At 55.7% G+C, this 11729-nt stretch carries 10 protein-coding genes; 6 read left to right on the forward strand and 4 right to left on the reverse strand.

Annotated features, from left to right (window positions below; translation table 11 throughout):
- Positions 1 to 155 precede the first annotated feature (155 nt).
- Entirely contained in the window at positions 156 to 1172 is a 1017-nt protein-coding gene (locus ACR0DS_RS19955) for an alpha/beta hydrolase family protein (protein WP_480486015.1), read from the reverse strand.
- A 577-nt stretch (positions 1173 to 1749) separates the two neighbouring features.
- On the opposite strand from ACR0DS_RS19955, the gene ACR0DS_RS19960 reads away from it, so the two are divergent.
- The gene (locus ACR0DS_RS19960; protein ID WP_480560779.1) at positions 1750 to 3174 is read left to right on the forward strand and encodes a pyridoxal phosphate-dependent decarboxylase family protein; all 1425 of its coding nucleotides are present in this window, start codon (positions 1750 to 1752) and stop codon (positions 3172 to 3174) included.
- 257 nt (positions 3175 to 3431) lie between these two features.
- On the opposite strand, the gene ACR0DS_RS19965 is transcribed toward ACR0DS_RS19960, so the two are convergent.
- The gene (locus ACR0DS_RS19965; RefSeq protein ID WP_170367325.1) at positions 3432 to 4022 is read right to left on the reverse strand and encodes an isochorismatase family protein; all 591 of its coding nucleotides are present in this window, start codon (positions 4020 to 4022) and stop codon (positions 3432 to 3434) included.
- A gap of 18 nt (positions 4023 to 4040) precedes the next feature.
- Positions 4041 to 4769 carry a pirin family protein gene (locus tag ACR0DS_RS19970; RefSeq protein WP_170367324.1) on the reverse strand — a complete coding sequence of 243 codons (729 nt, stop codon included), beginning with the start codon at positions 4767 to 4769 and terminating at the stop codon, positions 4041 to 4043.
- A gap of 90 nt (positions 4770 to 4859) precedes the next feature.
- Between ACR0DS_RS19970 and ACR0DS_RS19975 the strand changes: the two genes are divergently transcribed.
- Positions 4860 to 5789, forward strand: a complete 930-nt coding sequence (locus ACR0DS_RS19975) for a LysR family transcriptional regulator (protein WP_170367323.1) — start codon at positions 4860 to 4862, stop codon at positions 5787 to 5789.
- A 595-nt stretch (positions 5790 to 6384) separates the two neighbouring features.
- Here ACR0DS_RS19975 and ACR0DS_RS19980 read toward each other — a convergent pair.
- Positions 6385 to 7392: an AraC family transcriptional regulator gene (locus ACR0DS_RS19980; RefSeq protein ID WP_480539667.1), complete on the reverse strand. Its 1008-nt coding sequence runs from the start codon at positions 7390 to 7392 to the stop codon at positions 6385 to 6387.
- A 112-nt stretch (positions 7393 to 7504) separates the two neighbouring features.
- On the opposite strand from ACR0DS_RS19980, the gene ACR0DS_RS19985 reads away from it, so the two are divergent.
- From ACR0DS_RS19985 to ACR0DS_RS20000, 4 genes are all read left to right on the forward strand, one after another.
- Positions 7505 to 8923, forward strand: a complete 1419-nt coding sequence (locus ACR0DS_RS19985) for an amidohydrolase family protein (RefSeq protein WP_480488539.1) — start codon at positions 7505 to 7507, stop codon at positions 8921 to 8923.
- Positions 8924 to 8949: 26 nt separating this feature from the next.
- Entirely contained in the window at positions 8950 to 9714 is a 765-nt protein-coding gene (locus ACR0DS_RS19990) for a DUF3299 domain-containing protein (protein ID WP_480488537.1), read from the forward strand.
- Positions 9711 to 10889: a carbohydrate porin gene (locus tag ACR0DS_RS19995; protein WP_480560781.1), complete on the forward strand. Its 1179-nt coding sequence runs from the start codon at positions 9711 to 9713 to the stop codon at positions 10887 to 10889. Before ACR0DS_RS19990 ends, ACR0DS_RS19995 begins: the two co-directional genes overlap by 4 nt.
- A gap of 114 nt (positions 10890 to 11003) precedes the next feature.
- Positions 11004 to 11384: a hypothetical protein gene (locus ACR0DS_RS20000; protein WP_480560783.1), complete on the forward strand. Its 381-nt coding sequence runs from the start codon at positions 11004 to 11006 to the stop codon at positions 11382 to 11384.
- Positions 11385 to 11729 lie beyond the last annotated feature (345 nt).

Here is an 11729-nt window from a genome sequence, read left to right on the forward strand (position 1 = left end):
CAAGCAAATGCCGCAATCAAAGGCCGGACACAGGACTGTACTGACCAGCCGCGCAATCAGAGCATTTTGTCCTTGCAAAGCAGACGCCATCCACACAGGACGAAGTTGCCGTTTGCTGCGGCTGCGCCAATGGCTGCTTTCCCACCAGGAGGTGGTCAAGCTTCACGTTTGCTTACTGTCGTCCTTAGGCTTTGAATTACGATTTCTATTGTCTGTTTATGAATTTTTCTTCTGTCCACACTTTCATGATCTGAAAAGATGTCCTCTTTCCCAATGAGCGACTTGTCAGAAGGGAAATCCAAGAACGTGTAGTGTCCCACGTGTCGGCCAAGGCAGCAGAGATGGAACTTGTCGTTCTGTGAAGCAAGCCAATCGGCACAATGCTCTGATGGCGCTTCATCATCGGCACCTCCGGTAAGGATAACAGCAGGCAACTGAATTTCAGTGATTGAGGTGGAAACGAATGAACGGATTGGTGGCGCTGGCGCAATCGTAACAACAGACTTAATCCGAACGTCTGAGTAATCATTGCTATGACGTGCCCAAGATACGCGGAATGCATCCGAAGTTTCCATCAGCGTTGGAATTTGTTCCGCTGCATCCGGAAACTCTCTCGGGCCACCTTCAGTATTCTCGTTGGCCCTGCGCCATGCGTCAAACTCATCCAAAGAAGTTCGCGCACCTGACAGGGCCAAGACCGTATGTCCCCCAAGAGAGAACCCGAGTGCTGCTACTTGATCGAGGTCCAATCTGTTGGCGAAGAAGCCCTTCGACCCAACCTCCGAAAGCAGTATTGACAGGTCGGTCGCTCGTTCCCACCAGCAAAGAAAGCCCTCGGCGCGATAAGGCTCCAAGCCAGTGTTGCCATGGTGATTTGCGCCCAAGACCACATAGCCTTCCGATGCCAGCGCGCGGGCGATCCAACCAAGGCTTTCAGCTGTGCCACCAGTACCATGTGATAACAGTATGACGGGAAAAGTCTCCTTCGGGGCCAGTGTGGCTTCCCAGATAACTTCTCCAAGTTCAAAGAATTGCCCCGGAGGCCGTTCAGTTGTCTCTACATCTTCGACTGGATACCATGCTGACCAAGCGATTGGGCGGTCTGCATTGTTTTGCCAATTTGAGCGCGTCACATCCCAAATCACGCCGGTTCGATAACCACAGTTTACCATCGTGAGTCTCCTTCATCGGCAACGCTCTGGAAATTTCTAGGAATTTTCAATAAACATTCTGCTCAGTTGGTAAGTTCCTCGAAGCCGGCATTCGCCCACACCGCAGCATCGGTCAAAGTGGGCTCGAACCAGACATCGGAGGCGGCACAGGATCCTGAGTGGGAGGTGGTCTTCAGACCACCACTCCGGCCCAGAGCCGACATCCAGGGCACCGCTCGGATGCCGCATCGGCAGCCCGCATTGCCGCCATTCGCTGCAGCCGCAAAATTTGACCTGGTTCGAACTCTCGGATCGCGGACAAAGTGGACCTATCGAGTTCAAGGCGCGATCAATACTTCGCGCTCAATTTCCATTGCAAAGCCAAGCGGCAATCCAGACACGCCTAGCCGACATTCGTCACAACCCGCCGCCGCATGCAGCGGTCGCCAAAGCGGCCATTAGCAACCAGATGCAGCATTTCTATCCAACCAATGCCTCGGCCGGTGCGAAACGCTCTTTGGCCACATGTAAACAAAGGCATTCCGGTGCAATCCATGCTACCTTCCCACGGATAGTATTCTGGTAGCGGGTATTTGAGATGGGACGAGTGCGGCGAGGTCTGAGTGAAGGGCAGGCGCAAGCTTTAGAGGCGGCCTTCAAGGCAGCCAAAACCTACCGCGAGGAACTGCCAAATGGGCCGGCCCGGCCTGTCTTGGGACTTGGTGAAGCTGCCAGCCGCTTTTTGGGCCCTCTTCCTGAAACGGGGGTGCCGGAAAGTGAGGTAATCGGGGACATCGTGCAACTTTCTGAAGGCGGTCTGCACAAAATGGCGGGGCCGACCTTCTTCGGCTATGTCCTCGGCGCGTCGCATCCCGTCGGTGTAGCCGCCGACATTCTGGTATCAGCCTGGGGGCAGAACGCGGGCTCATCTTTTGAAACGCCTGCAATAACCGGAATGGAGCGCGCTGTTTGCAACTGGGTAATAGAGTTGCTGTCACTGCCGCCCGAAAGCGGAGCCGGTCTTGTGACCGGCGGCACAGTGGCAAACATGGTTGGCGTCATGGCCGCACGCAATGCGCTGCTGGCTGCCCAGGGGTGGAATGTTGAAGCTGACGGGCTGTTTTCGGCACCCGAGATTCCCGTTTTGATCGGGCAGGATGCGCATTCCGCCCCATTCGCTGCCCTGCGTTATGCTGGCTTTGGCGCGGGCCGGACAAACATCGTCACAGCGGACGGCGAAGGGAGGATAAAGCCGGATGCGTTCCGGGCTGCCCTGGACAGCTGCAGCAGCCCGCCGCTTGTCATCCTGCAGGCAGGTCAAATAAACACCGGCGCCTTCGACCCGTTTGCCGAGCTCATCCCAATGGTGCGCGAGCGGAACGGCTGGGTTCATGTGGATGGTGCTTTCGGGCTCTGGCTCGCTGCTGTACCCGAACTGGCAAACCGGTTGGAGGGGGTTGCTGAAGCGGACAGTTGGGCGATTGACCTGCACAAGTGGCTTAATGCTCCATTCGATGCTGGCATGGTTATCGTGCGCGACCGGGCGCCGCTCGTTGCGTCAATGTCTGCCCGCGGCGCCTATCTCCCGGAAACAACAGAGCATTGGGAACCAAGTGATTCAACGCCGGAACTCTCCCGACGTGCAAGAGGTGTCCCGAGCTATGCGATACTTCGGCACCTTGGCCGGACGGGAGTTTGCGAACTGGTAGCACGCCATTGCCACCTGGCGGAGCGAGTTGCCCGAACGGTTTCGAACGAGCCCGGCCTGACAGTTCTGAACCAGATCCACAGCAATCAGGTCGCAATCTGCTGCGGCGAGGGGCCGGATGGCAACGATCTGACCATGCGGGTCCTGCAGCGCGTTCAAGACAATGGAAAGGTATACCCTACCCACGGCGAATGGGCGGGTCGGAAGATCATTCGAGCCTCTGTAATCGGATACGATATGAGGGAAGAGGATGCTGATCTTCTGTCATCCGAGATCATTGAAGCTTATCGTCTTTGTGCTGCTGGCGTTCTCTGATTTGGCCAGAAATTTTATTGCTGCAGTCAGGCATTAATGAGCTTCAATGGGCTCGAATGGGCCATTCGGTGTCACTGCGAGCAACCCTTCGACCCGCCTGGCACCCCCTGCGCAGCCGGCCCATTGCAGCCGTTTTCAAGCTCCTTTTTTTGCCTGATCGGGAGCTTTTTCTCGAAGTTGGCAACACCTGCGAAGTTCAATGGCCGCCCCATGAATGAGGCGGCCGCTCTCGCATTACTTTCGATGAGGCAGAGAGCCTATCCGCGGCTCAGGATTTCCTCGCCGAGGATCTGCATGATTTTCTGTCCGGCCTCGCTGGCCCAATTGACCGAAAGTTCCGCAAGCAGCGCGCTGGTTGTGGTGAGCTCGACACCGCCTCGCTCCATTTTGCGGAACGCCATCTCATCCGTCAGCGCAGTGGGAGACCCGGAAGCATCAACCACTGCGGTCACGGCAAAGCCCTCTTCGGCGGCACTGATCGCAGGCGGGGCAAGACACACGTCAGTGGTTATGCCTGCCATGATGAAATGCCTGCGCCCGGTGTTGCGGCAGGCAGCGGCAAAGGCGCTGTCATCCCAGCAGTTCACCACGCCAGGGCGCTTGATCCGCGCGGCGAAGGCATCCGGGGCAATCTCTTCCAGCGCGGGCATCAGCGGCCCCTGCATGTTGTCTTCCATGCTGGAAGTCAGCACCAGCGGCATGCCAAGCGCCGCCGCCGTCCGCGCCAGGGCCCGTGTGTTGGCTTCGATCAGATCGCGGTCAACGGACTTTGCCCAGTTCATGGTGCCAACCTGATGGTCGATCAGAACAATGGCTGCGTTTTCGGGGGTCACTTTTTTGGAGGTCATGTTGATGTCCTTTCCTGGTTAAGAGATTTCGGATGCGGGCAGTTCGAAGATTAGGAGCTCAGCGCCGGCTGCAGCCTCAACCGCCACGTCCCCGGCACGGAGCAGTCCCAGCCCATCCCCTTTCCTGAGGGCGCGGCCGGCAGCAGTTGCCTCGCCTTCGATCATAAAGATGTAGAGGCTGCGGTCAGGGCTGGACGGGCTGAAGTTCAGCACGCTGCGGCGGTCGAAGTTGCCGTAGCTAAGGCGCACCTCCTGCTGCACGACAAGTGAGTCCTCGGCGCCGTCTGGCGACAGCACCAGCTGGAACCGGTTGCTGTGGTCCGAGGTTTCCAGCTCCTTGCTGGAATAAGTCGGCGCCAGGCCTCTGGCCCGCGGCTCGAACCAGATTTGCAGCGCACGCATTGGCTTCGTCCGCGAGTTGTTCACCTCGTTGTGCAGGATGCCTGTACCGGCGGTGATCACCTGAAGACCTTTCGACTTCACAGTACCGTTGTGAACGGGCACCACCGGATCGATATGCGAAACCTCTCCGCTCACCATGAAGGTGACGACTTCGACATCCCGGTGCGGATGCAGGCCAAAGCCTTGGGCGTCCGGTGCAAGCGTGCCGTCGTCAATTGTGATCAGCGGGCCGAACCGCCGGCGCCCTTCTGCAAGGTGCGGCTTGAACGACAGATGCGCCTGCATGAAGCCGAAGTCCTTGAACTCACGGGTCGCGGCGGGGTGATAGACCATCTCCGTCTGCATTTCTCATCTCCTGGCCTGTTCGCTGAGATAGAATTTAGGGATCTCTTTCGTTCTGGAAAATGATCTGTTTGTTAACTACTGTTCAGATTTATGAACGATAGATTCTATTCCTGCGCCAAGGCCCTGGTGGCCACTGTGCGCGCCGGGTCGATGAGCGCGGCAGCTGCGGAGTTGAACACCACGAAGTCGGCGATCAGCCAAAAGCTGGCGCTGTTTGAAGCCGAATTGGGGCTGGTCCTGCTGGACCGGTCTGGGCGGGCGGTGGCCCCGACCGCGGCTGGGCGCAGAATTTTCGAGATTTGCGCAGGCCCGGTGGATGTAGCGCTTGAGGCCGAGGCGCAGCTTGGCTTCGTCCGAAGCGGGAAGATTGCAGGAAGGGTGTCAGTCTCAGGACCCAACAGTCTTCTTTGCACCGTGCTTGTCCCGCTTCTGGCAGGCCTTCGGTCCCGCTACCCGGCTATCGAACTTGAATTGCATGCCGATGATTCAAAATCGGATTTTGCGGCAGAGGACATAGATCTGTCCTTCAGAACCGGCCCTGCAGATAAAAGGCGGTTTATTTCGGCTGCCCTGCCGTCCGCGCAGCGCGCGCCTCTTGCCAGCCCGGCCTTTGCAGAATGGATGCCCCGTCTCTCTCGGCCTGCTGATTTGGCCAGGTTGCCCTGTGTATTGCGCACCCAAGAATCCGGCAAATGGGCGTTTCGAAATAAGGAAGGGCAACAGGAGATCATCGAGCCGACGATCGGCCTGCGCGTCAATTCGATGGAGCTTGCATTTGCAGCTGTCCTTGCCGGGCAAGGAGCAGCACTGCTCCCGTCCTTACTGACAGAGGTGCATATTCAAGCTGGCAATCTCGTGCGCCTGATCCCTGACTGGTCTGCCGATCCAGTGGCACTGACTTTGCTTTGCCGTCCTGAACGTTTGGCTGCTCCCCAGGTTGCGGCGGTACGGCGCCATATCCTGGATGCATGCGGCAACAACGGCTTCCTGGGGACAGAGCTTCAATACGAGAAAGTCTAACAGCTTACCAAAGCTCGGTTTGGCACCGTGACGATTAGGCCTGCCTCCCTCCAAGTCAGCCGATAGGAACGGCCCATAGCCGACATCCAGCAGCCAACCCAGAGGCTGCAGTCGCAGCCTGCTTTGCTGACTTTCGCCGCGAGCGCGAAATTCGGGCTTGGTTCAACTCACACACCGCGGACAAACCCGCCTTTTGCCGATGCTGCTTTTGCTGACGCAGAAAGCACTCGCGGGCGCGGAGGGATTTTCTCTGTGAAGCAGCAGGCGCCGTGAGAGCGGTCATTGAGCGGCACAAATTTGAGCGGATTCCGAAACGCACTTTCGCCGCGGCTGGAACCGGCAAACAAGACGCGGGACTTTGCGGCCTTCCGCATTTTTAATCCAAAGGACCGCAGTCAGCCCCGAAGCGGACCTTCGCAACCAAGCTTTGCTAACTCCGAAATACACAACGAAACGGCCAGTTGCAGAGGTTGTATCGGCGGTGGCAACCAACCATTCATGTCGTCGACTAACCTGTTCAACGTGGCACTACAACTTCTCCGAACTGATCCCACGAGGACCTAATCTTCGAAGCGTTCATTTGGCTCGACCACATTTACTTGCTTCGGAACTTGGTCGGTGTCATTCCGGTTTGACTTCGGAAAAAGCGAGTGAAATGGGACTTGTCAGAATAGCCTAGCATCAGACCAATCTCCGCAATTGTCATCTGGTCTTCTTTGAGGTGCTCCTTGGCGACATCGATACGCAGCCGTTTGATTTCGCGCGGTAACGTTGTGCCTTGTTTTTGAAGCGCTTTCAGGAACCGTTCCCGCTGTATTCCCAGAAACCCGGCCACCATCTCCGGCCCCAAATCGGATTCATCCAGTTTGCCGCGCAAGACAGAGCGCAAAGCTGCCACCACGGATACCTCTTGATCTTGGCGAGGCGAGGCTATGGGTTTGGCAGAGCCCTCAGAGACATGATGCAAAAACAACCATTCCACAGGAAAACTGATTTGCATTCCGGGATCGGTTCCAAGGCCAACCTCGATCCCTTTGTAGTTGAGAGGCAAACCATTGATGTATCTGCTTTCCCACCGCACGCGCGAAGGGTCCCAGGATTCGCCGACGACGGTCTGCAACAGGCGTACATAGATTGCAGCACCAAAACCTGTTACCTGAACGGGTGGGACAGTTGGTTCCTGTTGTCTATCGATACGATAAGTCGCTTTGTCCGCTTCAATGATAAGGCTGTGCCGCACAGAATTGGACTCCTGAGGTACGAGCCCAACAAAGCGGGTAAAAAACTCGAACAGACTCGTTGTCGATTGCAAGGCTTGAGCGAACGGAGGCCATCCTTGCAGGTCAAACGACTCCCCTACATTTAGTCCAAGGTATCGATCCCCTGACACTTCTGAGAAAGCATTTACCAAGCCGTAAACCAGCTCGGAGTGAACGAACACGGATGGGTTAGTCAACAGTTCGGCTTTCAAGCCGACCTGATCCAATGCTGGTTGCGGATTGATCTTACGTTCGGTGAGATATTGCAGAAACGGAGCAGCTAAAGAGAGGCGAACAAAGCCCTCGCTATGCTCTCGGGAGGCGGAGTTGAAAGGCAAGCTCATAACCCTTGTTTGGATTAGTTTTAAGAAGTGGCCATTTTAATCATCATATTCGTACATCCTAATTAAAAAGGGGCAACCGCGTCGGTGAATTCCAGACTATAGTTGGCAAAACATGAATATGAAGGGGGTACTTATGTCCGGCTTACGAATGTCTCTTTGCTCGACGGCAATTGTCGCGGCAGTTTTTTCTTTTTCGACGACCGCGCAGGCTCAGGATCAAGAAGAACCACAAACGCTGTTTACCAACGTGCATATCTTCGACGGTGTGAATGAGCAACGCATTGAGAATGCCAGTGTTCTGGTTGAGGGCAACCTTATCAAGGTCGTCTCAACTGATGCGATCGATGCCCCCAATGCGGAGGTGATCGATGGCGGCGGTAGGACACTCACACCGGGCTTCATCGAGCTTCACGCACACCTCATGCTCATGGGACCGTCTATCGCTTCCATGGAAACGAACTCGACCTGGGAGGATTTTGGCATCCATGGAACCAGGATGGCCGAGATGTACCTGATGCAAGGATTTACGACTGTAAGAGATGCTGGCGGCGCCAACGGCGGTCTGCGGAGGGCCATCGACGCCGGACAGATCGTCGGTCCACGTCACTATGCGTCAGGCGCGTTCCTCGGGACACGCGGCGGCCACGCTGACTTCGCATCCTTCACCTCGCCGCCGGGCGGACAGACCAACTTCGGTAATCTGAACATGGCGCAACAAGTCAGCGGTGTCGATGATGTCTACCTGTATGGTCGTAATAACATGCGCATGGGGGCGACACAGCTGAAATTCATGCAGTCGGGTGGGGTGATCTCGGCGTTTGACCCATGGCAGTTGCTCGCCGGCTCCAAGGAAGAAATCGAAGCTGCCGTTCAGGTTGCCAACGAATACGGCACCTATGTCATGGCGCATTCTTACCGCAAGGAAGCAATCATGAACGCCCTTGAGGCCGGTGTAATGTCCATTGAACACGGCTTCTCCTTCGATTGCGAGATTGCCGAGATTATGAACGAGAAAGGGGCTTACATAACGACTAACCTCACGGCTTTTGATCCGGGTTTGTTGGATATCCCATCGGTCAAGAACGAGCCCAAGAGCCTCGCGAAAGCGATATCGGCGTCCGCGACTTTCGCGAACTACATTCCGAATATGAAGGAATGCCCGGTAAAACGCGGCTTTCAGACCGATTGCGTGGGATCAGTGGAAGCATGCAACATCCAGATTGCTTATGAAAAACATCTCAATAACGAGTTCTTCGGACCGTACCAGTCGATGGTGACACTTACGTCAATCGGCGGTGAGGTCGTAGCATTGTCAGGCGATTTCTCGAACCCTTACACATCTGGCAAGCTCGGTGTGATCGAGGAAGGCGCCTATGCGGATATCCTGCTGATCGACGGCAATCCGCTCGAAGATTTCTCGGTGGTTGGTACGGGTGATCAATGGTTTGGGGCCGACCCGAGGCCTGAAAGCCCAGAAACAATCCGCCTGATCATGAAGGACGGTGTGATCTACAAAAACACACTGGATTGACCAGATAAAGCAGCCGGAGAGCATTCATGCGAAATTGGTTTTGCTCCGCAGTATTCGCAGGGTTGGTTTTGTGCGGTTATGATGCTGCGGCGACGCCTGGAACCGCGTTGGACTGGGCAGACCTGCCAGATCCGTCTGCGCAGGTCTTTGATGACCCCTATCGTGATCTCAGCCCCGAACAGTTCGACGATGTTCTTTTCGTTGTGCGTATACGCGGCAGGTTGCAGCAGGATGGTGGTAGTGAAGACGAGCGGCAAAAGTGGCAAATGCTTCTGACCGAGACTGAGGATGCTTTGGCAGCTGATGGAATTGATGTCGACTGGCTACTCGATCAGCGAGAGGTCGTGACGGAACGGCGAAGAAAGGCTGGCACGAACGGAAATCCGGAATTCGACGGTCAAACAATCACACTGACGGGCTTTGCCATTCCTGCTCCGAATGATCCGGACGGGAGGCCTGTCGCGTATTTGGTGCCCGAACGAGGGATGTGCAGTCATATGCCTCCACCTCCGCCCAACCAGATGATCCGTGTGCGGTTGAACGGGGACTGGGCGCCCCGCTATTTCCATGAACCCGTTCGGCTGACGGGCATGCTGACTATCGATCCTTCTGTTCAGAATATGATGGTTGTGGATGGTCTCATGCCTATGAATGCGACTTTCCAGCTAGAGACAGAACGTGTCGAAACTCTGGAAACCGAGGCAGACAGGTTGGAATGGAAGCAGCGTGCTGCTGATCGCATCCGCGCGGCGGGAAATCGCAAGACCGGTGGGGCACAGGCGTCAAAATGATAAGACTTCTGGTTGCCGCATCGAGCATTGCCTTCGCTGGCGCCGCGTCGGCTCAGGGACTATCCGGTCCATCTTCGGTCGAAGCTGATCTAGAGCCCGGAGATGGCTTGACCGACCCACAATACCGTTCCAATTTTCCACGCAACATCGCGCCGGGTTGGTTTCAGTGGAAAGACCGACTGGCTGAGGGTGGGTTTCAGTTCAATATTGACTACTTGGCACTGGGCCAAACCACGAATGCTGATCTGGGAACCGGCGAAGCGGCCAGCGGAATTGCACGATTCTACGGGAATTGGCAGGCAACTGAACGGGGGTCTCTGACATTCAAGATCGAAGACAGGCACAGTTATACTGACGTTGCTCCGCAATTTCTCGGGCTGGATGGCGGAGCCCTTTCAATCACGGGAACAGCCTTCAATGACAACGGTTTGCTTCTGACCAATTTGTTCTGGACCCAAAGGGCTGAGAACGGTTCTTGGACGCTGCAAGTCGGCCAGATTGATGTAACAGACTTTGTGGATATCTATGGGTTGGTAAGCCCCTACAGTGGTTTCCAGAACCTGTCTTTCAACACCAACCCGACAATCAACGCGCCCAACCAAGGCCTTGGTGTTGCCGGTGGGGTAAAGCTGAGCGAGAACCTTTACGCCGTTGCCAGCGTCTCAGACGCAAACGCCGACCCGTCTGATCCAAACTTTGATGTGTTTAGCGACGGCAATCTCTTCAAATCACTCGAACTTGGTTACACTTCCGGTTATGATCGCATCTACTTCGACAACATCCACCTGACCCTCTGGCATGCGGATGCGGCTGACGATGGCAGTCGAGCGGAAGATTACGGCGCAGCGTTTTCCGCCGCATGGTTTGTTGACAATAGGTGGATGCCGTTCTTTCGGGCTGGGGCCTCGAAGGGGGCCGCAGCGCTTTATGATCGGTCTGTTTCTGCCGGTTTGGGCTACTATGGTCGCAATACCGATCTGGCCGGACTGGGCCTGAACTGGGCCGAGGCAAGAGGCATAGACGGTGGACAATTCACACTGGAAGCCTTCTACCGCTTTTCAATCTCGCCTGGGCTACAGATCACGCCATCGGTACAATTCATTTCCGACCCGCTTCTAAATCCCGATCAGGACCGGATTACCCTGTTCGGTCTAAGAACCCGGATCGTTTTCTAATGCGGGGTGAAGGCAGTCACTAAGGGGTGTGCCAAAGGGCAACTAAGAGAGATCAAGCGCGTGCCGGAATTTTCAACGCCAGTCGAATGAAGTTGGGAAGCAAAGGAACAATCTATGAAGATTGCATACGGAATTCTTGCAGCCTTAGCAGTTGTGCTTTTCATCCTTGGAGGCAGCGATGCCCATGCCAAAGACAACAAGGGTAATAAGCCGAACAAAGGGGGCAAAGACGGTGATGTCAGCATTCAGATAGAAGACAAACCCGGCAAAGGCCCAAAGGCTGTGCCGCCTGGTCAGATCAAGCGCTACACGCGCGGTGCAAAGCTCCCATCTGACCTGAAGTTTGAAGATATTGGGGACCTTTCCAAATGGAAGCTGGGGGAGCCGGGCAAAGGAAACCGCTACATTCTGGTCGATGACGAAGTCCTCGAAGTTACAAATGACCTGTCTACCGTGGTCGATGCCGTCGGCATCGTCGGTGATCTTCTAAATTAGGCGAAAGTACGATGTTTCAGGGCAAGAACTACCTCGTTTGCCCTGACGCTGGCCGGGGCGATCATTTGTGAACCCCGGCCCAAGTTCAAAACCCGAATCCGAGGCGCTACGATGATAAAGGCCCTTCTTGTACTTTTTGCGCTTGCTACCTTTTCGTCAGCACGCGCCCTACTCGCTCAGGAAAACGGTGCAACTGAAGTCCCGCAAACAATACGCTTTGAGGGCTATGTATAGCCCAGTCGCTGTCCGCCATCAGCACCCATGGAACAGACTAGGTTGATTGCGTAGCGGAGGATTTCAGGCTCATCGTAACCATCAGAGAGTGGAGATGAGAATGAAATCCGG

The sequence above is a fragment of the Ruegeria sp. AF5 genome, from assembly GCF_056541905.1.

What these genes read in the sequence shown, in the direction of transcription:
- ACR0DS_RS19955 (WP_480486015.1), bottom strand. Translation starts at nt 1,172, where the DNA reads ATGGTAAACTGTGGTTATCGAACCGGCGTGATTTGGGATGTGACGCGC.
- ACR0DS_RS19960 (WP_480560779.1), top strand. Translation starts at nt 1,750, where the DNA reads ATGGGACGAGTGCGGCGAGGTCTGAGTGAAGGGCAGGCGCAAGCTTTA.
- ACR0DS_RS19965 (WP_170367325.1), bottom strand. Translation starts at nt 4,022, where the DNA reads ATGACCTCCAAAAAAGTGACCCCCGAAAACGCAGCCATTGTTCTGATC.
- ACR0DS_RS19970 (WP_170367324.1), bottom strand. Translation starts at nt 4,769, where the DNA reads ATGCAGACGGAGATGGTCTATCACCCCGCCGCGACCCGTGAGTTCAAG.
- ACR0DS_RS19975 (WP_170367323.1), top strand. Translation starts at nt 4,860, where the DNA reads ATGAACGATAGATTCTATTCCTGCGCCAAGGCCCTGGTGGCCACTGTG.
- ACR0DS_RS19980 (WP_480539667.1), bottom strand. Translation starts at nt 7,392, where the DNA reads ATGAGCTTGCCTTTCAACTCCGCCTCCCGAGAGCATAGCGAGGGCTTT.
- ACR0DS_RS19985 (WP_480488539.1), top strand. Translation starts at nt 7,505, where the DNA reads ATGAATATGAAGGGGGTACTTATGTCCGGCTTACGAATGTCTCTTTGC.
- ACR0DS_RS19990 (WP_480488537.1), top strand. Translation starts at nt 8,950, where the DNA reads ATGCGAAATTGGTTTTGCTCCGCAGTATTCGCAGGGTTGGTTTTGTGC.
- ACR0DS_RS19995 (WP_480560781.1), top strand. Translation starts at nt 9,711, where the DNA reads ATGATAAGACTTCTGGTTGCCGCATCGAGCATTGCCTTCGCTGGCGCC.
- ACR0DS_RS20000 (WP_480560783.1), top strand. Translation starts at nt 11,004, where the DNA reads ATGAAGATTGCATACGGAATTCTTGCAGCCTTAGCAGTTGTGCTTTTC.